This is a genomic window from Massilia phyllostachyos (assembly GCF_021044825.1).
GTDB classification, from domain to species: Bacteria; Pseudomonadota; Gammaproteobacteria; order Burkholderiales; family Burkholderiaceae_D; genus Telluria; species Telluria phyllostachyos.
Map to the genome: position 1 here is coordinate 929,977 of NZ_JAJNOC010000001.1, position 24,982 is coordinate 954,958.

The 24,982-nt window shown below is 66.5% G+C and carries 21 protein-coding genes; 9 read left to right on the forward strand and 12 right to left on the reverse strand.

Annotated elements, in window-relative coordinates; all coding sequences use genetic code 11:
• Window positions 1–44: 44 nt before the first annotated feature.
• The 5 genes from LQ564_RS03985 to folD form a co-directional block, all read right to left on the reverse strand.
• The gene (locus tag LQ564_RS03985) at window positions 45–2,219 is read right to left on the reverse strand and encodes an NHL repeat-containing protein (RefSeq protein WP_231056776.1); all 2,175 of its coding nucleotides are present in this window, start codon (window positions 2,217–2,219) and stop codon (window positions 45–47) included.
• Window positions 2,220–2,302: 83 nt separating this feature from the next.
• Window positions 2,303–2,680: a DUF2486 family protein gene (locus LQ564_RS03990; protein ID WP_231056777.1), complete on the reverse strand. Its 378-nt coding sequence runs from the start codon at window positions 2,678–2,680 to the stop codon at window positions 2,303–2,305.
• Window positions 2,677–3,105, reverse strand: a complete 429-nt coding sequence (locus LQ564_RS03995; protein WP_231056778.1) for a DNA polymerase III subunit chi — start codon at window positions 3,103–3,105, stop codon at window positions 2,677–2,679. Before LQ564_RS03995 ends, LQ564_RS03990 begins: the two co-directional genes overlap by 4 nt.
• Before the next feature lie 10 nt (window positions 3,106–3,115).
• Window positions 3,116–5,191 (reverse strand): M3 family metallopeptidase, encoded by a 2,076-nt coding sequence (locus tag LQ564_RS04000; protein WP_231056779.1) that lies wholly within the window; start codon window positions 5,189–5,191, stop codon window positions 3,116–3,118.
• A 24-nt stretch (window positions 5,192–5,215) separates the two neighbouring features.
• A complete protein-coding gene (folD, locus tag LQ564_RS04005) occupies window positions 5,216–6,124 on the reverse strand; it encodes a bifunctional methylenetetrahydrofolate dehydrogenase/methenyltetrahydrofolate cyclohydrolase FolD (RefSeq protein ID WP_231056780.1) in 909 nt (302 codons plus the stop codon).
• A gap of 336 nt (window positions 6,125–6,460) precedes the next feature.
• Between folD and aceE the strand changes: the two genes are divergently transcribed.
• The 5 genes from aceE to LQ564_RS04030 all read left to right on the forward strand — a co-directional run bounded on the left by aceE (window position 6,461) and on the right by LQ564_RS04030 (window position 14,001).
• Window positions 6,461–9,172 carry a pyruvate dehydrogenase (acetyl-transferring), homodimeric type gene (aceE, locus tag LQ564_RS04010; protein WP_231056781.1) on the forward strand — a complete coding sequence of 904 codons (2,712 nt, stop codon included), beginning with the start codon at window positions 6,461–6,463 and terminating at the stop codon, window positions 9,170–9,172.
• A 146-nt stretch (window positions 9,173–9,318) separates the two neighbouring features.
• Complete coding sequence (gene aceF / locus LQ564_RS04015; RefSeq protein WP_231056782.1) at window positions 9,319–10,980, forward strand: dihydrolipoyllysine-residue acetyltransferase; 1,662 nt, start codon at window positions 9,319–9,321, stop codon at window positions 10,978–10,980.
• An 11-nt stretch (window positions 10,981–10,991) separates the two neighbouring features.
• Window positions 10,992–12,863: a dihydrolipoyl dehydrogenase gene (gene lpdA / locus LQ564_RS04020; protein WP_231056783.1), complete on the forward strand. Its 1,872-nt coding sequence runs from the start codon at window positions 10,992–10,994 to the stop codon at window positions 12,861–12,863.
• A 66-nt stretch (window positions 12,864–12,929) separates the two neighbouring features.
• Window positions 12,930–13,493, forward strand: a complete 564-nt coding sequence (locus LQ564_RS04025; protein ID WP_231056784.1) for a hypothetical protein — start codon at window positions 12,930–12,932, stop codon at window positions 13,491–13,493.
• Between the two features lie 7 nt (window positions 13,494–13,500).
• Complete coding sequence (locus tag LQ564_RS04030) at window positions 13,501–14,001, forward strand: hypothetical protein (RefSeq protein WP_231056785.1); 501 nt, start codon at window positions 13,501–13,503, stop codon at window positions 13,999–14,001.
• Between the two features lie 3 nt (window positions 14,002–14,004).
• Here the strand turns inward: LQ564_RS04030 and LQ564_RS04035 are convergent, their stop codons facing one another.
• From LQ564_RS04035 to LQ564_RS25890, 5 genes are all read right to left on the reverse strand, one after another.
• Window positions 14,005–14,778 carry a LytR/AlgR family response regulator transcription factor gene (locus LQ564_RS04035; RefSeq protein WP_231056786.1) on the reverse strand — a complete coding sequence of 258 codons (774 nt, stop codon included), beginning with the start codon at window positions 14,776–14,778 and terminating at the stop codon, window positions 14,005–14,007.
• Window positions 14,775–15,914, reverse strand: coding sequence for a sensor histidine kinase (locus LQ564_RS04040; protein ID WP_231056787.1), 1,140 nt, complete (start codon window positions 15,912–15,914; stop codon window positions 14,775–14,777). Before LQ564_RS04040 ends, LQ564_RS04035 begins: the two co-directional genes overlap by 4 nt.
• Window positions 15,911–17,392 carry a carotenoid oxygenase family protein gene (locus LQ564_RS04045; protein ID WP_231056788.1) on the reverse strand — a complete coding sequence of 494 codons (1,482 nt, stop codon included), beginning with the start codon at window positions 17,390–17,392 and terminating at the stop codon, window positions 15,911–15,913. Before LQ564_RS04045 ends, LQ564_RS04040 begins: the two co-directional genes overlap by 4 nt.
• Window positions 17,393–17,400: 8 nt before the next feature.
• Window positions 17,401–17,820 (reverse strand): DUF2141 domain-containing protein, encoded by a 420-nt coding sequence (locus tag LQ564_RS04050; RefSeq protein ID WP_269143399.1) that lies wholly within the window; start codon window positions 17,818–17,820, stop codon window positions 17,401–17,403.
• 139 nt (window positions 17,821–17,959) lie between these two features.
• The gene (locus LQ564_RS25890; RefSeq protein ID WP_272492077.1) at window positions 17,960–19,594 is read right to left on the reverse strand and encodes a methyl-accepting chemotaxis protein; all 1,635 of its coding nucleotides are present in this window, start codon (window positions 19,592–19,594) and stop codon (window positions 17,960–17,962) included.
• A 137-nt stretch (window positions 19,595–19,731) separates the two neighbouring features.
• Here LQ564_RS25890 and LQ564_RS04065 point away from each other — a divergent pair, with 137 nt between their 5' ends.
• Complete coding sequence (locus LQ564_RS04065; protein ID WP_231056789.1) at window positions 19,732–20,562, forward strand: AraC family transcriptional regulator; 831 nt, start codon at window positions 19,732–19,734, stop codon at window positions 20,560–20,562.
• Between the two features lie 172 nt (window positions 20,563–20,734).
• Complete coding sequence (locus LQ564_RS04070; protein WP_231056790.1) at window positions 20,735–20,941, forward strand: hypothetical protein; 207 nt, start codon at window positions 20,735–20,737, stop codon at window positions 20,939–20,941.
• A 178-nt stretch (window positions 20,942–21,119) separates the two neighbouring features.
• On the opposite strand, the gene LQ564_RS04075 is transcribed toward LQ564_RS04070, so the two are convergent.
• Window positions 21,120–21,305: a hypothetical protein gene (locus LQ564_RS04075; protein WP_231056791.1), complete on the reverse strand. Its 186-nt coding sequence runs from the start codon at window positions 21,303–21,305 to the stop codon at window positions 21,120–21,122.
• Between the two features lie 134 nt (window positions 21,306–21,439).
• A complete protein-coding gene (locus LQ564_RS04080; RefSeq protein ID WP_231056792.1) occupies window positions 21,440–22,090 on the reverse strand; it encodes a TetR/AcrR family transcriptional regulator in 651 nt (216 codons plus the stop codon).
• A gap of 117 nt (window positions 22,091–22,207) precedes the next feature.
• On the opposite strand from LQ564_RS04080, the gene LQ564_RS04085 reads away from it, so the two are divergent.
• Window positions 22,208–23,362, forward strand: a complete 1,155-nt coding sequence (locus LQ564_RS04085) for an HlyD family secretion protein (RefSeq protein ID WP_231056793.1) — start codon at window positions 22,208–22,210, stop codon at window positions 23,360–23,362.
• Between the two features lie 9 nt (window positions 23,363–23,371).
• The gene (locus tag LQ564_RS04090) at window positions 23,372–24,976 is read left to right on the forward strand and encodes a DHA2 family efflux MFS transporter permease subunit (RefSeq protein ID WP_231056794.1); all 1,605 of its coding nucleotides are present in this window, start codon (window positions 23,372–23,374) and stop codon (window positions 24,974–24,976) included.
• Window positions 24,977–24,982 lie beyond the last annotated feature (6 nt).

Genomic DNA, 24,982 nt, shown 5'->3' on the forward strand with positions numbered 1-24,982 from the left:
GCACGGAATGCCGCCGCAGCGGCTACCCGATATGCATTGTAGGCCTACTCGATGACGAGGGCCAGGTCGCGTCCTTCGAGCGCCACCTGGCCGGCGTAGTCGGCCGCGTAGACGCGCAGGATGTAGTCGCCCGGCGCCAGGGTGCCCACCTTCCAGCTGCCGGTCCTGGCTTCGCCATCCTGCAGCCGGCTGTCGAGCGCGTAGGCGAACTGGGTCGACTTGCTGCCGTAGACCGTGATGCCGCTGTTCGGCGCATAGACGGCCTTGACCGCCTCCGGATTGCGCGGCAGGCGGTCGTAGACCTGCGTGATCAGGGGCCGCTCGTAGCCGGGAACGACGCTGCCGTCCGCGCGCAGGATCTGGTAGCCGAGCTTGTACAGGCCGAGGCGGCGGCGCGCCAGGTTGCCGTTCACCTGGTCGTAGGCGTCGACCACGATGTTGACTTCGCCCAGCGCGCGCGGCACCCGCAGGCGCTTGTCGAGCACCGGCTTCTTGCGCGTGCCCTGTGGCGGACGCAGGCGTTTTCCCGTGCTGTCGAACAGGGCGATGCTGTTGATGGTTGGCGCCACCGTGTCGATGAAGCCGACGAAGGGCAGGCTCAAGGGATTGACCACCGCGCCGCCCTGGTAATAGTCGAGGTGGACGTGGGCCATGGCGTTGATGGTGCCGAGCGCGTCGCCGACCGCGAAGCGGGTGCCGCGCGGGACGCGCACGCGCTCCGGTTTGCCGCGTCCCTTTCCCTCTTCGATCAGCAGCAGCTGGAAGCGTTGGTCGAGCGGCTTGCCGCGGCTGTCGCGGCCGACGCGCATGTGGATGTAGGACAGCGGTCCCAGGCTCAGGCCCTCGCTGAGCGAGTCGAAGCCCCAGTTGGCGTAGGGGTCCGAGATCTTCGAGGGGAACACGGCCAGCACCTTCGAGCCGACGTCGGCGCGCACGTCGAGGCCGGCGTGGAAGTGGTCGCGGTTCTCGCCCGTGTAGCTGCCGCGCACCTCGCCCATCACGCCCACGACTTCATGGACCATGTCCTGCGGGCCGACCGGCCACGGCATCGGCGCCTCGCGCCGCACCGCCACCGGCTGGGGACGGGCGGGCGCGGCCTCGTTGGGACGCGGGCTGGAGAGGCGGTGCAGGCGGTGGGCGTTCGCATCCAGCACCACCAGGCTGCCGTCGCGCTCCACCGCGATGCCGCGCGGGCCGTAGAGCTGGACGGTGCCGTCGGGGCCGAAGCCGTCGCTGGACGGCGGCACGTCGGCGTCGAGCAGGGCGCGGTATTCGCCTTCCGGCGTCAGTTGCAGGATGCGGCCGCCGGCGCTGGCGCCGATGTAGAGGTAGCCGTCGCGGGTCAGGGCCAGGCTGACCGGGCGGCGCAGCACGGGGCGGCGTTCGCCTTCGAGCGGCATGGCGAGGGTCGTGACCGTGCCGTCCGCGGCGATTTTGCGGATCGCGTTGTTGCCGGTGTCGGCGACGTAGAGCGTGCCGTCAAGCGCCATCGCGATGGCGCTCGGCGTGTCGAAGCTGGCTGCGGCGCCGATGCCGTCCGCGCTGCCGGGCCGGGCGCCGCCCGCGATGGTCGTCACGCTGCCGTCGCGGCCGATGCGGCGGATGCGGTCGTTGTAGGTGTCGGCGACCCAGACGATTCCGGCGTCGTCCACCGCGATGCCGACCGGGCCGTTGAAGCGGGCCGCGCGCCCGACACCATCGTTATCGCCGCGCGTGCCGTCGCCGGCCAGGGTGGTGACCATGCCGGTCTTGTCGATCTTCCTGATCGCGTGGTTGCCGGTGTCGGCGACGTAGAGATTGCCCTCGTGGTCGAAGGCGATCGCGGACGGGGTATGGAAGGCTGCCGCGGCGCCGACGCCGTCCGCGAAGCCTTCGCCGCTGCCGGCGAAGGTCGTGACGCTGCCGTCGGGCGCGATGGTGCGGATGCGGTTGGTGTCGCCGGCGTCGGCGATGTAGATCCTGCCCTTGCCGTCGAGGGCCACGCCGAACGGGTCGTCGAAGCGGCTCGATGCGGCCGGGCCGTCGGTAGCGCCCGGGATGCCGTCGCCGGCCAGGGTCGTGACGCGCGCCGGCCAGAACGGAACCGTCTTCGCCGCCTTCGGCGTCAACACGCCCAGCGCGCCCGGTTGGCGTTCGATGGTGTGGGTGAAGTAGAGGACGGCGCCTGCGATGGCGACGCCTGCGGCCGCAAGCGCCGCGATGAGGATCTTTCGGTTCACAAGGGCCGGTCAGTGAATTGCAGAGTCTGCAATCTTAGCCGATGCGTGGCGACGATGTCGCCCACCCCCGCGAACGATGAAAATTATCTGCCGAGCGTTTGGAGATGCGCGATTTCCTGGCTGACGGCCTGGCCGACGATGTCGCCAAGCGCCTCATTCAAACCATCGCGCAGATCGGCGGTGAAGGTCTCCAAGGTCCGCTGCATCGCGTCGGCCATGGCGTCGCGCACGCGTTGTTCAAGGACGAAGTCGACGCGGCCCTGCAGCTGCTGCAGCACGCGCTCGGTCACGCGGCGTTCCAGCACGCTCCATTCCTCGCCGGTCCAGCGCTCGGTGGCGCGGCGCTCGAGGCGTTCGGCCACCGGTTCGGGCGCCGGCGTGGCCGGCTCGGCGACGGCGCCCGGATCGGTGACGACTTCTGTCAGTACTGGAATGCTCGCATCGTAAGCGTTCTGGTTCATGACTGTCCTGCGACGAAGTGGGTCAGGGGATAGGACTGCTTCTTGTAGGCGACGTAGCGTTTGCGGCCTTCGGCGGCGTCCTGCTCGTCCGTCGAGATGATCTCGAACACGCGCGCGAAGCGGTCCACGGTGGCGGGCACGCGGCGGGTGAGGTTGACCAGCATCTCGTAGTGCGGCAGTGCGGACGCCTCGTCGACGGTGACGATGACCGGCGTCTGCGCGGCCAGCGGGTCGCCGGCCAGCACGTGCGGGATGAAGTCGGTGTCCGACACGGTCCACAGCGCCGCGTTGAGCGCCTCGGCCTGGGCCGCATCCTCGGCCAGCAGCACGACCTTGGCCTTGGCGCCATACGCCTTGCGCGCCAGGCGGCAGGCGTAGGCCAGCTTGTCCGGGATGTTGGTGTGGAAGTCGACGCGCGTGTTCATTTCATCCGCTTCAAGCGTTCATGCCGCTGTGGCGCAGCAGGGCGCCGATCGACGGTTCGCGGCCGCGGAAGGCCTTGAACGATTCCAGCGCCGGACGCGAGCCGCCCACCGCCAGGATCTCGCGCTGGAAGCGCTTGCCCGTCTCGACCAGGTTGCCCACTTCGATCGCCTCTTCGAAGGCCGCATAGGCGTCGGCGGACAGCACCTCGGCCCACTTGTAGCTGTAGTAGCCGGCCGCGTAGCCGCCCGAGAAGATGTGGCCGAACGAGTGCTGGAAGCGGTTGAACGCCGGCGGGATCAGCACCGCGAACTGCTTGCGGATGGCGTCGATCAGCTCCTGCACCGTGCGCTCGGCCTGCGGGTCGAAGTCGTAGTGCAGGTGCATGTCGATCAGCGAGAACTCGACCTGGCGCAGCGTCATCATCCCCGACTGGAAGTTTTTCGCGGCCGTCATCTTGTCGAACAGCGCGCGCGGCAGCGGCTCGCCCGTTTTCACGTGGGCGGTCATCTGCTGCAGCTTGTCCCACTCCCAGCAGAAGTTTTCCATGAACTGGGACGGCAGTTCCACCGCATCCCATTCGACGCCCGAGATGCCCGACACCGACAGTTCCTCGACTTCGGTCAGCATGTGGTGCAGGCCGTGGCCGAATTCGTGGAACAGGGTGATGACTTCGTCGTGCGTGAACAGCGAGGGCTGCTGCTTGCCGTCCACCGTTGCCGGTGGCGTGAAGTTGCAGGTCAGGTAGGCGATCGGGGTCTGCACGATGCCGCCCATGGTGAGGCGGCGGCCGCGCGCGTCGTCCATCCAGGCGCCCTGGTTCTTGCCTTCGCGCGCATACAGGTCGAGGTAGAACTGGCCGACCAGTTCACCGTCGCGTTCGATGCGGAAGAAGCGCACGTCCGGATGCCAGACCGGCGCGTCGTCCCCTTTGATTTGTACGCCGAACAGGCCCTGGATCACGTCGAACAGGCCTTGCACGACCTTCGGCTCGGGGAAGTATTCCTTCACTTCCTTCTCCGAGAAGGCGTAGCGCTGCTCGCGCAGCTTTTCGGATGCGTAGGCCACGTCCCAGGATTGCAGGTCCTCGATCTTCAACTCGTCGCGCGCGAAGGTGCGCAGCTCTTCCAGGTCTTTTTCTGCGAAGGGGCGGGCGCGCCTGGCCAGGTCTTCGAGGAACTCGACCACGTGCTGCGGGCTTTCGGCCATCTTCGGCACCAGCGAGACTTCGGCGAAGTTGGCGTAGTCGAGCAGCTGGGCTTCTTCGTGGCGCAGTTGCAGCAGCTTGACGATGTTCTGGGTATTGTCCCAGTCCGCGCTCTTGCTGAACATGGTGCCGGCGTCGGACGCCTTGGTGCTGCTTGCGCGGTAGATCGTTTCGCGCAGGGCGCGGTTGTCGCAGAACTGCAGGATCGGGTAGTAGGACGGGAAGTGCAGCGAGAACTGCCAGCCGGCCTTGCCGTCGCGTTCCGCGCTGGCGCGCGCGGCGGCTTTCACGTCGTCCGGCACGCCCGAGAGTTCGTCTTCCGACTCGACCAGCAATTTGTAGTCGTTGGTCGCGTCCAGCACGTTCTGCGAGAAGCGGGTCGAGGTCGCGGCCTGCTGTTCCTGGATCTCGGCGAAGCGCTCTTTTTTATCTTCCGGCAGCTCGGCGCCGCCCAGGCGGAAGTCGCGCAGGGCGTTCTCGACGATGCGCTTGCGCGCCGGCGTAAGGCTGTCGTAGTCGCTGCTGGCGCGGAGCGCCTTGTACTTGGCGAACAGCGCCTCGTTCTGGCCGAGCGAGGTCCAGAACTCGGTGACCTTCGGCTGGTTCTCGTTGTAGGTGGCGCGCAGCTCGGGCGTGTCGCGCACGTGGTTCAGGTGGTTGACCACGCCCCAGGCGCGGCCCAGGCGTTCTGTGGCTTCTTCCAGCGGCACCACGAAGTTGTCCCACGTGACGTTATCACTGGGCGCTTCCAGCTTGGCCACCACCTCGGCGGCCTCCTTGATCAGCCCTTCGATCGCCGGCGTGACGTGCTCCGGCTTGAACAGGTCGAAGCGCGGCAGGCCGGAAAAGTCGAGGAGTGCGTTGCTAGTACTGGTGCTCATGGTCTTCCTTCCTGGCTGAATGGTTCAGGCCACGCCAGGCTTCGGATCCATTCCCGAGGCCTGGCCCGGCACGATTTGTTTACTCGAGTGCACGCGCTCGGCGGACTCCAGGGTGTTCATCAACAGCATGGTGATCGTCATCGGACCGACGCCGCCCGGCACCGGGGTGATGTGCGATGCGACTTCGCGCACGCCGGCATAGTCGACGTCGCCGCACAGCTTGCCCGCGTCGTCGCGGTTCATGCCGACGTCGATCACGACCGCGCCCGGTTTCACCATGTCCGCGGTCAGGGTGTTGCGGCGGCCGACGGCCGCGACCACCACGTCGGCCTGGCGGGTGTACAGGCCCAGGTCCGGCGTCGCGCTATGGCAGATGGTGACGGTGGCGTTGGCTTGCAAGAGCAGCAGGGCCATCGGCTTGCCGACCGTGTTCGAGCGGCCGATCACGACGGCGTGCTTGCCGCGCAGGTCGATGCCGGTGGTCTCGATCAGCTTCATGCAGCCATACGGCGTGCAGGGACGGAAGCCCGGCAGGTTGGCGACCAGTTCGCCGGCCGACAGCACCGAATAGCCGTCCACGTCTTTACTGGTGGCGATCGCTTCGATGACCTTGCTCGGGTCGATGTGCTTCGGCAGCGGCATCTGCACCAGGATGCCGTGGATGGCCGGGTCCTTGTTCAGCGCGTCGATGCGGGCCAGCAGGTCGGCTTCGCTCAGGTCGGCCTCGTATTTTTCCAGCACCGAATGAAAACCGACATCGCCGCAGGCCTTGACCTTGTTGCGCACGTAGACGTGGCTCGCCGGGTCCTCGCCGACCAGGATCACGGCCAGGCCGGGCTGCTTGCCGGCGGCGGTGAGCTTGGCGGCGCGCTCGGCGATTTCGCCGCGCAGTTGTTGGGAAAGGAGGACTCCATCGATGTTCTGGGCTGGCATGTTTTGGCTCACGGCTAGGCAAAAACGAAATTATACGGGTTGCACAACATATCGCGCGCCGCAAGGACCCAAGCATCGTCATATTACGCCGCGAACCCCATCGAAAGCGGGAGCAAGCGCCAGGCGTGCCGTTATAGGATTGTCATCACGCCTCAGAGTGAAAAATGTGCGCTTGCAGCATTGGATTTCATACTATGAAATGACATATCGCAATTTGAAAAAGGCAAACCGCACTGGTAGAATCGAAGGGTTTATTTTCAAATAGTTGAAATTTCACCATCGCCGCCAGCCATTGATAAGGGATCGGGTGGGGCGCAAACTCAAGGAGACGCATTAATGTCAGCTCAACTCGACCAGTTGACGGCACAAGCTGCCAACGACCCCGACACGCTCGAAACCCAGGAATGGCTGGACGCGCTGGAAGCGGTGATTGAACACGAAGGCACCGAGCGCGCGCACTACCTGATGGAGCGCATGGTCGACCTGGCCCGCCGCCGCGGCGCCCACATCCCGTTCTCGAGCAACACCGCGTACGTGAACACCATCCCGGCGCACCTGAACGTGAACAGCCCGGGCAACCTCGAATACGAAGAGCGCCTGCGCTCGTGGATGCGCTGGAACGCGATGGCGATGGTCGTCAAGGCCAACCGCGCCGACGGCGACCTCGGTGGCCACATCTCCTCCTTCGCCTCGCTGGCCAATATGCTGGGCATCGGCTTCAACCACTTCTGGCACGCCCCGACCGAAGAACACGGCGGCGACCTGCTGTACATCCAGGGTCACTCCTCGCCCGGCATCTACGCGCGCGCCTTCCTGGAAGGCCGCATCAGCGAAGAACAGCTGCTGAACTTCCGCCGCGAAGTCGACGGCAAGGGCCTGTCCTCCTACCCGCACCCGAAACTGATGCCGGACTTCTGGCAGTTCCCGACCGTCTCGATGGGCCTGGGCCCGCTGATGGCGATCTACCAGGCGCGCTTCCTGAAGTACCTGCACGCCCGCGGCATCGCCGATACCGAAGCCCGTAAGGTCTGGGTCTTCTGCGGCGACGGCGAGATGGACGAGCCGGAATCGATGGGCGCGATCGGCATGGCCGCACGCGAACGCCTCGACAACCTGGTCATGGTCGTCAACTGCAACCTGCAGCGCCTGGACGGCCCGGTGCGCGGCAACGGCAAGATCATCCAGGAGCTGGAAGCGGACTTCCGCGGCGCCGGCTGGAACGTGGTCAAGGTCATCTGGGGCTCGCAGTGGGACGCCCTGCTCTCAAAAGACAAGGACGGCATCCTGCAGCGCGTGATGATGGAAACCGTCGACGGCGAATACCAGAACTACAAGGCCAAGGATGGCGCCTACGTGCGCAAGCACTTCTTCGGCAAGCACCCGGAGCTGCTGAAGATGGTCGCCAACATGAGCGACGACGACATCTGGCGCCTGACCCGCGGCGGCCACGACCCGCACAAGATCTACGCCGCCTTCAAGAACGCGCAGGAGAACAAGGGCACCCCGACCGTGCTGCTGGTGAAGACCGTCAAGGGCTTCGGCATGGGCAAGTCGGGCGAGGCGCGCAACACCGCGCACCAGACCAAGAAGCTGGACGACGCCGCCATCCGCGAGATGCGCGACCGCTTCAACATCCCGATCCCGGACGACAAGCTGGCCGACATCCCCTTCTTCAAGCCGTCCGACGATTCGCCGGAAATGCAGTACCTGCACGAGCGCCGCAAGGCCCTGGGCGGCTACCTGCCGCAGCGCCGTTCCAAGGCCGATGAGCAGCTGGTGGTGCCGCCGCTGGAAACCTTCAAGGCCGTGATCGAGCCGACCGCGGAAGGCCGCGAGATCTCGACCACCCAGTCGTACGTGCGCGTGATCACCAGCCTGCTGAAGGACCCGAGCATCGGCCAGCGCATCGTCCCGATCCTGGTCGACGAATCGCGTACCTTCGGCATGGAAGGCCTGTTCCGCCAGATCGGCATCTTCAACCAGCAAGGGCAGCTGTACGAGCCGGTCGACCGCGACCAGGTGATGTACTACCGCGAAGACAAGGCCGGCCAAATCCTGCAGGAAGGTATCAACGAAGCGGGCGGCATGAGCTCGTGGATCGCCGCGGCGACCTCGTACTCGTCGAACAACCGCCAGATGATCCCGTTCTACACCTTCTACTCGATGTTCGGGATGCAGCGTGTGGGCGACCTGGTCTGGCTGGCGGGCGACATCCGCGCGCGCGGCTTCCTGATGGGCGGCACCGCCGGCCGCACCACGCTGAACGGCGAAGGCCTGCAGCACGAGGATGGCCACAGCCACATCATCGCGGCCACGGTCCCGAACTGCATGCCGTACGACCCGACCTTCGGCCACGAAGTGGCGGTGATCATCCAGGACGGCCTGCGCCGCATGGTGACGGAACAGGAAGACGTGTTCTACTACATCACCATCATGAACGAGAACTACGCGCATCCGGGCCTGAAAGCCGGCCAGGAGGAGGGCATCCTGAAGGGCATGTACCTGCTGCAGGAAGGCGCTGCGATCGAAGGCGGCAAGGACAACGCCAAGCGCGTCCAGCTGATCGGCTGCGGCACCATCCTGCGCGAGTCGATCTTCGCCGCCGAGCTGCTGAAGAACGACTGGGGCGTGGATGCGGACGTGTGGTCGGCGCCTTCGCTGACGCTGCTGGCGCGCGACGGCCAGGATTGCGAGCGCTGGAACATGGTGAACCCGGACGCCGAGCAGCGCGTGCCGTACGTGACCTCGCTGCTGCAGAACACTGCGGGCCCGATCGTCGCGACTACCGACTACATGCGCATGTTCGCAGAACAGATCCGCGCCTTCATGCCGAAGGACCGCACCTATAAAGTGCTGGGCACCGACGGCTTCGGCCGCTCGGATTCGCGCGTCAAGCTGCGCGAGTTCTTCGAGGTGAACCGTTACTACGTCACCGTGGCGGCCCTGCGCGCGCTGGCGGACGAGGGCAAGATCGACCGTGCTATCGTGGCGCAGGCGATTGCCAAGTACGGCATCGATCAGAACAAGCCGAATCCTGTGACCCAGTAAATGCTCACGAGGCTCGTCGTTCCGGCGCAGGGCTAGGCGCCCCCGCCAGGAACCCAAGTTTGTATGAGTGCACGCAAACTTGGGCCCCGGCCTTCGCCGGGGCGACGGCTCGAAGGCTAACTCAAAGAATAATTGGAGCTAACACTATGAGCATTGTGGAAGTCAAAGTCCCCGATATCGGCGACTTCAAGGAAGTGGAAGTCATCGAGCTGATGGTCAAGCCGGGCGACACGATCAAGGTCGACCAGTCGCTGGTGACCGTCGAATCGGACAAGGCGAGCATGGAGATCCCGTCCAGCCACGCCGGCGTCGTGAAGGAAATCAAAGTGAAGGTCGGCGACAAGGTTGCCGAAGGTTCGCTGGTGCTGCTGGTGGAAGAAGCCGGCGGTGCTGACGCTGCGCCTGCCGCCGCCGCGCCTGCGCCTGCGCCTGCAGCCGCTGCACCCGCACCGGCCGCCGAAGCCGCACCGGCGCCTGCCGCTGCCGCCCCCGCCGCAGCGGGCGGCGTGGTCGAAGTCACCGTGCCGGATATCGGCGACTTCAAGGAAGTCGAAGTCATCGAGCTGATGGTCAAGCCGGGCGACCAGATCAAGGTCGACCAGTCGCTGATCACGGTCGAATCGGACAAGGCGAGCATGGAGATCCCGTCCAGCCACGCCGGCACCGTCAAGGAAATCAAGGTCAAGGTCGGCGACAAAGTCGCCAAGGGTTCGCTGGTGCTGCTGGTCGAGTCGACCGGTGGCGCACCGGCCGCCGCGCCTGCGCAAGCTGCCGCTCCGGCGCCTGCCGCCGCTGCACCGTCGGCGCCTGCAGCCGCACCTGCCGCGGCCCCGGCGCCGGCCGCTGCGCCAGCGCCGGCACAAGGCGTCACCGGCGCCAAGGCCCACGCCTCGCCGTCGATCCGCAAGTTCGCGCGCGAACTGGGCGTCGACCTGGGCCGCGTGCCGGGCACCGGTCCGAAGGGCCGCATCACCCAGCAGGACGTGCAGAACTTCGTCAAGGGCGTGATGGCTGCCGGCCCAACGGCTGCTGCACCGTCGAAGTCGGGCGGCCCGGGCAATGGCCTGGAAGTGCTGGCCTGGCCGTCGCTGGACTTCTCGAAGTTCGGCCCGACCGAAACCGTGGCCCTGCCGCGCATCAAGAAGATCTCGGGCCCGAACCTGCACCGCAACTGGGTCATGATCCCGCACGTCACGCACTTCGAAGATGCCGACGTGACCGACCTGGAACAGTTCCGCGTCGATTCGAACGCCGCGCTGGCCAAGCAGAAGTCGACCGTCAAGCTGACCATGCTGGCCTTCGTCATCAAGGCGTCGGTCGCCGCGCTGAAGAAGTTCCCGCAATTTAATTCGTCGCTGTCCGAAGACGGCGCCAGCCTGATCGTCAAGCAGTACTACAACATCGGCTTCGCCGCCGACACCCCGAACGGCCTGGTGGTCCCGGTCGTGAAGGATGCCGACAAGAAGACGATCTCGCAGATCGCGGTCGAGATGGGCGAACTGTCCGCGCAAGCGCGCGACGGCAAGCTGTCCCCGGCGAACATGCAGGGCGCGACCTTCACCATCTCGTCGCTGGGCGGCATCGGTGGCACGGCCTTCACGCCGATCATCAATGCGCCGGAAGTCGCGATCCTGGGCCTGTCGAAGTCGGCGATGAAGCCGGTGTGGGACGGATCGAGCTTCCAGCCGCGCCTGATGCTGCCGCTGTCGCTGTCGTACGACCACCGCGTCATCGACGGCGCCGGCGCCGCACGCTTCGCCGCCTACCTGGCCGACGTCCTGGCCGACCTGCGCAAGACCCTTCTGTAAGGAGCCAGCGAATGAGCACTGTTGAAGTGAAGGTTCCGAACATCGGCGACTTCAAGGACGTCGAGATCATCGAACTGCTGGTCAAGCCCGGCGACACCATCAAGGTCGACCAGTCGCTGGTGACCGTCGAATCCGACAAGGCCAGCATGGAGATCCCGTCGACGAACGCCGGCGTGGTCAAGGAAGTCAAGGTGAAAGTCGGCGACAAGGTGAACGAAGGTTCGCTGCTGCTGATGGTGGAAGAGTCGGGCGCCGGCGCTGCCGCACCGGCCGCATCCGCACCGGCCGCATCCGCACCGGGCGCCGCCAGCGACAAGCCGGCTGCGCAGATCGGCGCGCAAGCCGTGGCTCCGACCGCCGCCGCCGGCCCGACCGACTCGTACGCACCGGCCCATCCGGCGCCGGCTGCCGCTCCCGCGGCGGCCCCGGCGCCGGGCGCGGCCAGCTACAGCGGCCAGGTCGACATCGAGTGCGAGATGATGGTGCTGGGCGCCGGCCCCGGCGGCTACTCGGCCGCCTTCCGCGCGGCGGATCTCGGCATGAACACCGTGCTGGTCGAGAAGTACGCGACCCTGGGCGGCGTCTGCCTGAACGTGGGCTGCATCCCGTCCAAGGCGCTGCTGCACGTGGCGCACATCATGGACGAGACGGCGCACATGGCCGACCTGGGCGTGAGCTTCGCCAAGCCTGACGTCGACATCGACAAGCTGCGCGCCTATAAAGATGGCGTGATCAAGAAGATGACCGGCGGCCTGAATTTCATGGCCAAGGCGCGCAAGGTGAATGTGGTGCAGGGCGTGGGCCAGTTCCTCAGCCCGAACCACATCGAAGTCACCGCAGCCGACGGTTCGAAGAAGGTCGTGAAATTCGCGAAAGCGATCATCGCCGCCGGTTCGGCGGTCGTGAAGCTGCCCTTCGTGCCGGAAGACCCGCGCATCGTCGATTCGACCGGCGCGCTGGAACTGCGCCAGGTGCCGAAGCGCATGCTGGTCATCGGCGGCGGCATCATCGGTCTCGAAATGGCGACCGTGTACTCGACCCTGGGTGCGCGCATCGACGTGGTCGAGATGATGGACGGCCTGATGCAGGGCGCCGACCGCGAGGCCGTCAAGGTCTGGCAGAAGTACAACGCGCACCGCTTCGACAACATCATGTTGAAGACCAAGACCGTCGGCGTGGAAGCGCTGCCGGAAGGGATCAAGGTCTCGTTCGAATCCGCCGAAGCCGGCGTCGCGGCGCCCGAGCCGCAGCTGTACGACCTGGTGCTGGTGGCCGTGGGCCGCAGCCCGAACGGCAAGAAGATCGCCGCCGACAAAGCCGGCGTCGCCGTGACCGACCGCGGCTTCATCGGCGTGGACGGCCAGATGCGCACCAACGTGCCGCACATCTTCGCCATCGGCGACCTGGTGGGCCAGCCGATGCTGGCGCACAAGGCGGTGCATGAAGCCCACGTCGCTGCCGAAGCGGCGCACGGCGAGAAGGCTTTCTTCGACGCCAAGGTGATTCCGTCGGTGGCCTACACCGATCCGGAAGTCGCGTGGGTCGGCCTGACCGAGGACGAAGCCAAGCAGAAGGGCATCGCGGTCGAGAAAGGCCACTTCCCGTGGAACGCCAGCGGCCGCGCGGTCGCCAACGGCCGCGACGAAGGCTTCACCAAGCTGCTGTTCGATGCGGAGACCAAGCGCATCATCGGCGGGACCATCGTCGGCACCAATGCGGGCGACATGATCGGTGAAGTGGCGCTGGCGATCGAGATGGGCGCGGATGGGGTGGACATCGGCAAGACCATTCACCCGCACCCGACGCTGGGTGAGTCGATCGGGATGGCGGCGGAGGCTTACAAGGGCGTCTGTACCGACCTGCCGCCGGCACGGAAGAAGTGATCTCGCGATAGCGTAGAATGAAACGGGACCTCGATGGTCCCGTTTTTTTAAGGAAGATGATCGCGGATGAACAAGACCTACTCTCCGGTGCTGCTGCAGAAAATGGCCGACCTCATTGGAGAGCAGGGCCATTTCGATCGGTCCGGCGACATCCGGTCGTGGGAGGACGAAACCGACCGCCGCCTCTACACGGTGGTCATGCCCAGCGGTTTCGACCAGGCCGCCCATCTGGTGTTTACCCTCCCGACGATCACCAGCAACGTTTATGTCACGGTGAGCGATGCCGACCCGATGCTGGTGCGGACGGTGCTCGGCACGGTCGAGAATCAGGAGCTGGAGTCCGGGGTCTTGCCGGGAAACGTGCTCCTGCTGGACGATGCCAGGCTGCGGACCCACGATGTCTGCGGCGTGATCTTCCTGGTGTCCGACCTGTTCAACTGCCTGGACAACCTGCCGGGCGATATCGAGTGTGAGGGAGAAAGGTACCAGATACTGACCGTCGTTTTTCTTACCCATGACGAGCACCGGATCTGGAAAGAGCAAGGCCATGATGCGCTGATGGAGCATTGGGAGGCCGTCGACAAGGATCTCATCGCATTCGGGGCGCCCGGCCCAGGCGTTACTCTGTGAACGGCACATGGGACACCAGCTCAACTTGTACCTGACGCTCAAGGATACCGAGATGGTGGAGGACGCGATCCGCGCGATCGAGCCGGTGGCCATCCTGCATCGCCGCTCGAAAGGCCCGGCGCCCCGGGTGCTGACGTCGCTGCGCCACGATGAAGACGGCCATACCTGGCTGTTCTTCGACCTGGTGCGGCCTGCCGATCTCGCCATGCTGCCAGTTCGCCACGTGGCGGGGCCCGATTACTGGACAGTCGACGTGCAGCGCGACCCTGTCCTGGAGTTCAACCGCTGCTTCAGCGACGGCAGGATCATCCGGCGCGGCAGAGTCTACTTCGTCAGTTCGTATTTCGGCCCGGACGGCGCGCCGGTCATGAAGGATGAAGCCTTCGTCAAATGGGGCAGGAAAGTCGTCCGCCGTATCAGGAGCATCCTGACGAAGCATGGCGGCGACTACATCGGTCCGGAAGCCAAGGCGCTGCTCGCTGCGTCGCAGGTCTCCCTGGTGACGTGACGTCTACATCTGCTTGAACAGGTCGACGTAGTTCCGGCTCACCACCAGCTGTTCGTCGCGCCCTTTCAAACGAACGTGCAGCCGCCCGCGGAAGTCGGTGCGCGTTCCGGCAATGTGCTTCGCCGCGACGATGACGCCGCGGTGAATCTGCCAGAACTGCTGCGCATCCAGCTGTTCCTTCAATTTGGAGAGCGGCGTGCGGATCAGGCTCTCCCCCTCCGCCAAGAACACGCTGGTGTACTTGTCATTGCTCTGAAAATAAATTACCTCATCGATCGAGATCAAGCGCGTCTCCTGCCCCTTGGCCGCCCGGATCCACTGCAGCGGAGCAGGCGCGGCCGCGGCCACGCCGAGCTGCCGCAGCAGCGCTGCCAGCGCATCCGCGGGTGGTGAAGTAGCCGGCTTGGCCAGCGTCTCCTTCAGCCTTGAAACGGTGCGTGACAAGCGCTCCAGCCCGATCGGCTTGAGCAGATAATCGAACGCCGCATGCTCGAAGGCCTGCAGCGTGTAGTGATCATAGGCCGTGGTGAACACCACCCGCGGCGGATGCGCGCCTTCGCACAAGCGCGCAGCGAGATCGATCCCGTTCAGCCCCGGCATCTGGATATCAAGGAAGACGACATCCGGCGCCAGCTCGTCGATCAGCTGCAGCGCCTGGATGCCGTTGGCGGCGCGCGTGATGCGCAGGCCCGGCCAGGCGGAGGCCAGTTGTGATTCCATGTAGTCGAGCAGGTGCGGCTCGTCGTCCGCGATCAGGGCATGTGCTTGGTCGGTCATAGTGGAAGCAGCAGGCGCGAGGTCACGCCGCCGGTCGGGTTTTCGATGAGTTCCAGCCGTGCGCCGGGGCCGGACAGCTGGCGCAGGCGTTCGCGCAGGTTGGACAGGCCGACGCCGCCGCCGGGCCGTGGCGGCGCCATGCGCAGGCCGAGGCCGCTGTCGCGCACCTCGACGCACAGCAGGCCGTCCTCGACCCGCGCGCACACGACGATCTCGCCGCCTTCGAGCTTGGGCTCGATGCCATGCATGATCGCATTCTCGACCAAGGGCTGCAGCAGCATCGGCGGGATCGGCAGCGCACGCGCGGCGGGCTCGAGTTCGAAGCGCCAGCGAAGGCGTTCGCCCATGCGCACGCCGAGCACGTCGAGGTAGGCGCCGGCCAGATCGAGTTCGCTGCCGACGGTGGCGTGTTCGGCGCGGCTGGCGGCCAGGCTGGCGCGCAGGTAGTCGATGAAGCGTTCCAGCATGCGCCTGGCCTTGGCCGGTTGGGTGTCGATCAGGCTGACCACATTGGCCAAGGTGTTATATAAGAAGTGCGGCTCGATCTGGGCCTGCAGGGCGCGCAGGCGCGCTTCGGCGACGAGCTTGCCGGCGGCGGCGATCTGTTCCTGCTGGCGCGCGGCTTCCGCCTCGCGCCGCATGCGCCGTTCGCCGGCGGCCAGCACCAGCACCATCAGCACCGCCGTCAGGATGCCGAAGGCCAGCAGGATGCTCCAGGCGTCGCTGTAGCGGAAGAAGTGCAGGGGGTGGCGGCCCAGCAGCAGGGCATTGCCGAGCGGGATGCCGATCACGCTCACCGCGCCGACCGCCAGCAGCTGAGCGGCGCGGAACAGCCAGCCATGTTCGCGCCGCACGCTGTATTCGATCAGCTGCAGGGCGCCATGGATCAGGAAGCCGATCAGGTTGCTGATCGCGAGCGTGAAGAACAGCACCCGCCCGAGCGGCACGCCCGAGCGGCCGAATACGGCCTGCAGGACGGTCAGGGCGACGGCGATCAGGCTGCTCCAGATCGCCGTGTAGACGAGGTTGCGCGCCGGGGACGAGGGCCAGCGCCGGAACACGGGCAGCAGTTCCAGCGGATGGGTGCGGACACGCTCGGTGGCGCGTCCTGCCTGGGCTTTGTCGGCGGTAATCATGCAGACAAGAAATTACCATGAAAGCAGTGCGGGGTGCGATAGGGCAAACGGGCCAGCGCCACCGGGCCGGCGCTGACGCGCGCCGCATCGAACACCGTCATCACGCCGACGCCCTTCTTGAAATCCTGGGCCACGCCGACCAGGTAGCCGTCGGTCTCGCTGCGCGCATTGCGGCGTGGGACCAGCACATGTTCCTCGACCTGCCAGCCGGTGCCGAAGCGGTAGCCGTCGACCCTGCCGCTGTCGGTGTCGACCAGGTTCACGCTCGACAGCACCGTGTCGCCCATGCCCAGCAGCACCAGCCGGCGATGGCGTGCGCCGACCGACTGCGGCGCCACGCGCGGGAATTCGCTGGAACCGAACAGGCGGCTGGTGCGTGCCTGCCCGGCCGCGTAGTCGAGGCAGACCTGCACCGCCTCGCTGCGCGACGTCAGGCGGTCGGGGCGCTGGCCGGACATCAGGCCGCCCAGCTCGGCCAGCACGTCGCCGTCGTGCAGCACCGCGTCGAAGCGGGTGCAGGCGCCATCTTCCCAGGCGTTCCCGAAGTGGAACACCATGCGTGGCGGCAGTTCGAACACCTGGCGCACCGTGAGCGTGTCCTTGCTGACGACCACGATGCGCATCGGCCGCGCCTTCGTCCCGCTGCCCGCCCAGACATGGCGCTCGGCGAAGCTCAGGTCCTTGCCGTCCTTCAGGTCGTAGGGCGGGATCATGAAGACCAGGTGTTCCCTGCTCACCAGGAAGTCGTGCACCAGCGCCTGCTGCGGCACCTCGACCACGCCGGTGCGCAGGACGGAGCCGTCGGCGCCCAGCTGGTACAAGGCGATGCGTCCGGAGCCGGGCAGGGCGCCGAAGTTCCACAGGCCGCCCTGCGGGTCGAGTTTCGGATGGGCCGAGAAGGGCATGGCGCGCAGATCGCCGCGCCAGGCTTTCACGCCGACGGTGGCCAGCGTTTCCGGATCGATTTCGTAGGCCGAGCCGCCTTCCCACAGCGCGTAGACGCGGCCGTTCAACGGCACCAGGTTGGTATTGGCCGCGTTCAGGGTATCGTTGTCGCGGAAGCCCCGGCGCGCCACATGGGTGCCGAAGGACGGGTACAGGAACTGGCCGGCGGCCGATTCGTCCTGGTAGCGCCTGGTTTCGACGAAGCGGCCCTGGTGGCGCACCTTGCCGCCGCCGATCGTCCAGCGCTGGACGAATCCATCGCCGTCGAACCAGTGTTGGTAGCGTTCGCCGCCGAGCTCGAAGCGGCCCGGGCCGTTGCGGTAGAAGCTGCCCTGCAGGTCTGCCGGAATGCGGCCCACGATGGTTGCTTCGCCCGCCTGGCTGCCGACGGTGTCGGCGTAGACGCCGAGGGCCGGCTCGCGCGCCAGCGCTGCGTGGAAGCGGCGGAAGGTTTCCTGGTCGGCGCGCGCGGCGCCGGCGAGGCTCAGGGCGCCCAGGCTGAAACCGGCTTCGAGAAAACGGCGGCGGTCCATGGCGGTTCCTAGCGCAGGCTGATGGCGGCGGTGGCGCCGGCGGCCGGCAGGTCGACTTTCACTTGCTCAAAGCTCGGCGGGCCCATGGTGCCGCGCGCATTGTTGCTGAAGGCGTGGTCCTCGACCGGGATGCCCATGGCGTTGCTGTCCATCTTGCCGTTGCCGTTGGCGTCGTGGAACACGGCGATGCCGTAGCCCCCTGCCGGCAGGTCCTTGAGGACAATGTCGACGGCGCCCTTGGCGGCATCCACACGGGCGCTCCGCACCGGCTTGCGCAGGAAGTTGCCCGGGCCGTCGTAGAGGGCGACCATGATGCTGCCCTGGGCGGAAGGGATGTCCTCGATGCGGACGGTGAGGTCGGCGGCGCTGGCGGCGCCGATGGCGCAGAGGGTCAGGGCGAGGCAGGCGGCGCTGCGGATCGGGTGCATGGTGTGGTCTCCTTCGGTTGTCGATGGAGCCACTCTAGCGAGGCGCCCGGCGCCGCGCCGCCGCTTGCGACGAAACGGCGGCGCACCGGCGCGAACTGCATGGGGCCGGCGCGAAATGCGCAGGTGCTACGCGGAAGCGTCAGGCGGCCGACCAGGCGATCCGGGCGGCGTCGTGGCCGGCCAGGGCGGGGCGCCGCGCCGGCTGCTCGTCACCGGTGCGGAACACGCTGACCCGCTGCGCCAGGCTGGCGGCGCTTTCTTCCAGCGACTGGGCGGCGCCGGCCGCTTCCTCGACCAGGGCCGCGTTCTGCTGGGTGACCCGGTCCATCTGGCTGATCGCCTGGTGGATCTGGTCGATGCCGGCGCTCTGCTCGCTGCTGGCGGCGGTGATCGCCTCCATGATGGCGGCGACCTTGCGCACGCTCTGCACGATCTCTTCCATGGTGGCGCCGGCCTGGCCCACCAGCAGGCTGCCGCTGTCGACCTTCTCGACCGAGTCGGTGATCAATGCCTTGATCTCCTTGGCCGCATTGGCCGAGCGCTGGGCCAGGCTGCGTACCTCGGAAGCGACCACGGCGAACCCGCGGCCCTGCTCCCCGGCGCGCGCCGCTTCGACGGCCGCATTCAGCGCAAGGATATTGGTCTGGAAGGCGATGCCGTCGATGACCGCGATGATGTCGACGATCTTGCGCGCCGACGCATTGATCGCGCCCATGGTGTCCACGACCTCGGCCACGACCGCGCCGCCGCGGGTGGCCACGCTGGAGGCATTCGCCGCCAGGCCGTTTGCCTGGCGTGCATTGTCGGCGTTCTGGCGCACCGTGCCGGTGAGTTCCTCGACCGATGCGGCGGTCTCTTCGATGGAGCTGGCCTGCTGCTCGGTGCGCGCCGACAGGTCCATATTGCCGATCGCGATCTGGCTCGAGGCGGTGGCGATCAGGTCGCTGCCGCTGCGCACCTCGCCGACGATGCCGGACAGGCTCGCCGTCATGTCGCGCAGGGCGGCCAGCAGCTGGCCGAACTCGTTGCGCGAGTCGACCGTGATGCGGGCGCCGAGGTCGCCGTCGGCGACGCGGCGCGCCACCTGCACGGCGGCGTCGAGCGGGCGGGTGATGGCGCGCACCAGGTAGACGGTGGCGGCGGCCGCCAGCAGCACGGCGAAGGCCATGGCGCCGATGGTCAGCCGATTCAGCAGGTCGAGGCGCTCGTGCAACTCCTCGCTCTGGCGCAGGTTACGCGCGCTGATGAATTCCTGCATGGCGGCGTAGGCCTGCTGTCCTTTCAGGTAGGTGGGATTGACCTCGCGGATCAGGATGCCCTGCGCCAGGTCCCAATCGCCCTGTTCCAGCGCACGCGTGGCGCGCGCGATCATGTCGATGCCGAAACCGGCGCTGGCGCTTTCCCAGCGTCCCAACGCGTGCTTGATTTCCGGGCGGCGCAGGGAGGCGACCAGGGCACCGTGGGCGTTGCGCAGCTCGGCGGTGTTGGCCAGGATATTGTTGAAGTGGTTGGCCAGCGGGTGGTCATGCATGACCGCATATTTGCTCTCCGGGTTGTGCTGGAGCGCCTGCAGCAACTGGCTGCGGTTGGTTTCCATGCGATAGGCGATGGTCGCCAGCGCGGTTTGCTGGCTGGATGAGCGCAGCGCGACGTTCTCGAGCAGGTCGACCGACTGGCGCGCCGAGAAATAGCCGAGGCCGCCGACGGCGACCGTCACGAGGATGAGCGCGCCGGTGACCAGCGTAATGAGGTGCTTGATGCGGATATTCTTCATATTCGAGGGAAAGGAGCGAAAGAAAGACGGCAGGCTGCCGTTAAGGATGGGTATTCTGGACGCAATTTCGATAAATTTCTACAAGGAAACTTTGCATATCGTCCAGTTTTGATTGCAAATCGTCAAAATTTGATTGCATGGACCGACTTTCACAACTCCTTGGCCGCCACGCCTTCCACGCCCGGGTGTTCTTCAACGGCGACTTTTGCGACGCCAACCGTTTCCGCGGCAGCGGGATCTCCGGCCATTTGCACCTGGTGCGGCAGGGCATGGTTGAATTCGTGCACGACGATGGGAGCCTGATCCGCGTCGAGGAACCGGCGCTGGTGTTCTATCCGCGCGGGCTTGGGCACCTGCTGCGCATCCCTTCGGGCCACAGCGCCACCCTGTTGTGCGCCGAGATCATGTTCGGGGACGGCGGCAACAACCCCCTGCTGCGAATCCTGCCGGACCGCCTGCATCTGCCGCTGGCGGCCATCTCCGGCCTGGACGCCACGCTGGAGTTCCTGTTCCGCGAGGCGGCGCAGGAGGGGGCGGGGCGCGACCTGGTGCTGGACCGGCTGTGCGACATCCTGCTGGTGCAGCTGATGCGGCGCGAGTTCGAGGGTGGCAGCCTGTCGCCCGGCCTGCTCGCTGCGCTTGCCGATCGCCATTTATCCGCAGCCCTGGGGGCGATGCACGACCGTCCTCATGAAGCCTGGACCCTGGAGACGCTGGCTGCTGAAGCAGGCATGTCGCGTGCTGCCTTCGCAGAGTATTTCCGCACAGTGACAGGTGTCCCGCCAGGCGAATACCTGGTCCGCTCGCGCATGGCGCTCGCCGTTCGCCTGCTACGCCAGGGCATGCCGGTCAAGGCGGTCGGCGCCCGCGCCGGGTTCACCAGCCCTTCCACCTTTACCCGCGCTTTCACCGCGCGGATGGGGGTATCGCCACGCGCCTGGCTCAGGCAGGCGGAGCAGGCCGGGTGAGGTCGACCGCGAACACAGCCAATGAAAAGGCTGTGTTTGCGACCGTCGGATGAACCAAATCGCATTTGTCGAATCGTGCCGAGGGTAGTGGCGGCGTATTGACGCTATGATGGGAGCGTGTGGCGGCCAGCCGCTGGCCGCCGTTCGCAAGGTCAAGCCAGAGGAGATCGCCATGTATGAGTACGGCAATGAATATATCGGGACGGTATTCGTCCTGCCCGAAACGCGCTGCTTCGAACTGAAGACCACCGTGCACGGTGCGCCCGCCGTCGTCCATGGCACCATTTCCCAGCAACTGGCGACGCGCTTCGCGGAAGGCGCCGCGGATCGATCGATCCGCGCCAGCTCGCCATGCAGCCGCGCCGGGTCGAAGTCATGACCCGCGAAATCCACGAACGCCACCGGGCGCCGCGCAAGGTGTATTGCCTGACCCGGCTGTTCGATTTCGAAACCGCGGCCCAGGGCGTGCCGGCGCCGGCCCTCACCTGAACCGGACAGGCGAAAAAAAGCCGCCCGGCTTGCGCGGGCGGCATGTGCGGCTGGCCGGATTCGTTCGATCAGCTGAACGCGGTGCAGCGTTCCGGGATATCGATGGTGCCGGCCTGGGCGGCGGCGGCGTAGGCGCGCATGTCGGCGACGACGGCGTCGAGCTGTTCGTTGCTCGGGTTTTGCAGGAAACCTTTCATGCGTTCCTGCAGGGCTGCCTGCTGGTCACGCCATTCGTATCGGGAAGACTTACTCATTTTTCCTCCTCGCGGCAAAGCGCCGCTGTCGTTTTTTTGTTCATGACATCCTCCTTTGGTAAGGATGTCAGAATGACACAAAAATGCAATCCGGGTCGGTGCGTTGACGCACAGACCATTTTTTGACCATCTGGTCAAAGAATGCTGCGATAAAACAACTCTAGACGTTCGGAAAGCAGGCGGCGCGCTTCCTCGCGCACCGGCTCGCGTTCCGGGAACAGGAAGCGCATCACCGGGTCGCCGTTGATGCAGGCGATCAGGTGGGCGCCGAGCAGGTTGATCGGCACGTCGGACCGCAGCTGGGCGCGGATGTCGGGGCGGGCGAAGTAGCGTTCCAGCATTTCGCGGGTGGCGCGCGGGCCGGCCTCGTAGAAGGCCTCGGCCAGTTCCGGGCTGCTGCCGGCTTCGGCGATCACCACGCGCTGCAGCGCCATCGCATCCGGCTCGCACAGCATGTCATAGAAATAGCCGGCGAACTCGTCGATCACTTCGCGCAGCGGGCGCTGGTCGAGGTCCATTTTGCCGACCGGGAAGAAGCGCTCGCGGCGCTGTTGCAGCACCGCCTTCAACAGGCCGGCCTTGCCGCCGAACTTCACATAGATGGTCCGCACCGCGACCCGCGCTTCGCGTGCGATCGCTTCCAGGCTGACGCCCGCATAGCCGTGCTTGAGGAAGAGCTGGCCGGCGGTGCAGATCAGTTCCTGGGTGCGCGCCTCGACCTCGGAGGCCTTGGGACGGCCGGAGGATTTGACGGGGGAAATGGACTCGGTGATGGCTTTGGACATGGTGGGTAGAGTAAACGACCTAAAAATGAAATGCAACCGTTTCATTTCTTGACTTCGGCCACCGCTTGTCGAATAATGCGATTGACCCATTTCATTTATCTTCGGAGTTTGACCGTCATGGCAGAATCGCACACCCCGGCCGCGCAGCAGCCCGCCCAGCAAGCACCAGCACCTGCAGCGCCCGGCACGCAGTCATCCTCTCGTCCGCCCAACAAGCGCGTGCTCGGCGTGGTGGCCGTGATCGCCCTGGTCGCCCTCGGCGCCGGCGGCCGCATGTGGTACCGCAGCAACCACTATGTGGAGACCGAGAACGCCTACGTCACCGGCCGCGTGCACCCGGTGTCGAGCCGCGTGGCTGGCGTGGTCACGCGCGTGCTGGTGGACGACAACCAGATGGTCAAGGCGGGCGACGTGATCGCCGAACTCGATCCGGCCGACCACACCGTGCGCGTCGAGCAGATCGAGGCGCAGATCGCCAGCGTGCGCCAGCAGATCGGCCAGGCCGACGCCCAGGTGCTGCAGGTGAAGGCGCAGGCCGCCGCCGCCGGCGCCCAGATCAAGCAGGCCGAGGCCCAGCTGGTGCGCGCGCGCCAGGACGCCGAGCGTTTCGGCCAGCTCTATAACGACACCATGAAGGCGGTCTCGAAGGCCGAAGTGGATGCGTCGAGCGCCGCCCGCGCCTCGGCCGTCGCCGACGTCGCCGCGCGCCGCGACAACGCCAGCGCAGCGCAGGCGCAAGTCGCCGCCGCCGCCGCCGGCCGCGACGTGCTGCAAGCCCAGATCAAGGTGCTGCAGGCGCAGCTGAAGGACGCGCAGCAGCAGGTCGCCTACAACCGCATCGTGGCGCCGGTGGCGGGCCGCATCGGCAAGCGCAGCGTCGAAGTCGGCGTGCGCGTGCAGCCGGGCCAGCAGCTGCTGGCCGTGGTCGAGGACGACGTCTGGGTCACCGCCAACTTCAAGGAAACCCAGCTGGCGGGCCTGGAGCCGGGCCAGGCGGTCGAACTCGAAGTCGACGCGCTGCCGGGCAAGCACCTGGTGGGCCGCGTGCACAGCTTCTCGCCTGCCTCGGGCAACCAGTTCGCGCTGCTGCCGGCCGATAACGCGACCGGCAACTTCACCAAGATCGTCCAGCGCGTGCCGGTCAAGATCGTGCTCGACCCGGCCGACGTCAAGAAGTACGCCGGCCGCCTGGTGCCGGGCATGTCGGTGGTGGCCGAGGTGGCGCTGGACCAGAAGGTCAAGCACACCCAGACCGCGGCGGCCGCGCACTAAGGATCGACCATGACTAGCCTTACCAAGGCTGCCGCGCCTGGCGCCATGCCAGGCGCGCCCGCCAACGGCGCCCGCATCGATGCGCGCACCTGGATGGCGGTGGCCGCCGGCATGCTGGGCGCCTTCATGGCGGTGCTCGACATCCAGATCACCAACTCCTCGCTGCGCGACATCCTGGGCACGCTCTCGGCCACCCAGGAAGAGGGCTCGTGGATCTCGACCGCCTACCTGTGCGCCGAGATCGTCGTGATCCCGATGACGGCGCTGTTCACCCGCGCCTTCGGCGCGCGCAACTACATGATCGGGACCACGGCCCTGTTCCTGGTGTTCTCGACCCTCTGCGGCGCGGCCTGGAACCTGGAATCGATGATCGTGTTCCGCATGCTGCAGGGCTTCACCGGCGGCGCGCTGATCCCGATGGCGATGACGCTGGTGATGACGCGCCTGCCGGCATCCAGGCGCGCCACCGGCATGGCGATCTTCGGCCTCACCGCCACGCTGGCGCCGGCCATGGGCCCGACCCTGGGCGGCTACCTGTCGGAGCTGTACGGCTGGCCCTCGATCTTCTACATCAACTGGGTGCCGGGCGTGCTGCTCATCGCCGGCATGATCTATGGCCTGGACAAGGAAAAGACCAACGCCGGGATGCTGGTCAAGGCCGACTGGCTCGGCATCGCGATGATGGCGATGGGCCTGGCCTGCCTGACGATCTTCCTGGAAGAGGGCAATTCGAAGGACTGGTTCGAGTCTTCCTTCATCGTCACCTTCGCCGCGCTGTCCCTGACCGGCATCCTGGGCTGGGTGGTGGTCAGCTTCTCGCGCCCCGACCCCTTCGTGAACCTGCGCCTCTACGGACAGCGTAACTTCCTGGTCGCGACCGTGCTGTCGGCGGTCACCGGGATGGGGCTGTACGGCTCCTCGTTCCTGCTGCCGCTCTACCTGGGCCAGATCGCCGGCTACACCCCGATGCAGATCGGCGAAGTGATCGCCTGGGTCGGCCTGCCGCAGCTGATCGTGATGCCGTTCGCGGCCGCGCTGTCCTCGAAAGTGGACAACCGCATCCTGTGCTCCTTTGGCCTGCTGCTGTTCGGCGGCTCCTGCCTGATGAACGCCTTCATGGACGCCTCCACCGGCTACGACCAGCTGATGGTGACCCAGGTGATCCGCGCGATCGGCCAGCCCTTCGTGATGCTGACCCTGTCGAACTTCGCGATGCAGGGCCTGCCGCCGAAGGACATGCCGTCGGCCTCGAGCCTGTTCAACATGACCCGCAACCTGGGCGGCTCGATCGGCATCGCGCTGCTGGCGACCAGCCTGACCAACCGCGAGCACTTCCACTCGGCAGTGCTGGGCGAGGCCGTGTCGAACTTCGCGCCGGCGACCCAGCAGCGCCTGGATGCGCTGACCCAGAGCTTCATGGCGAACGGCATGGCCCCGGCGTCGGCGGCGAACCAGGCACTGGCCGTGGTCGACCGCATCGTGCGGCGCGAGTCCTACGTGATGGCCTACAACGACGGCTTCTGGATCATCGGCATCGTGCTGATCGGCTGCATCGCGGCGATCTGGCTGGCCGACAAGGTGAAGTCCCCGGGCGGCGCCTCTGGCGCACACTGATCAAGT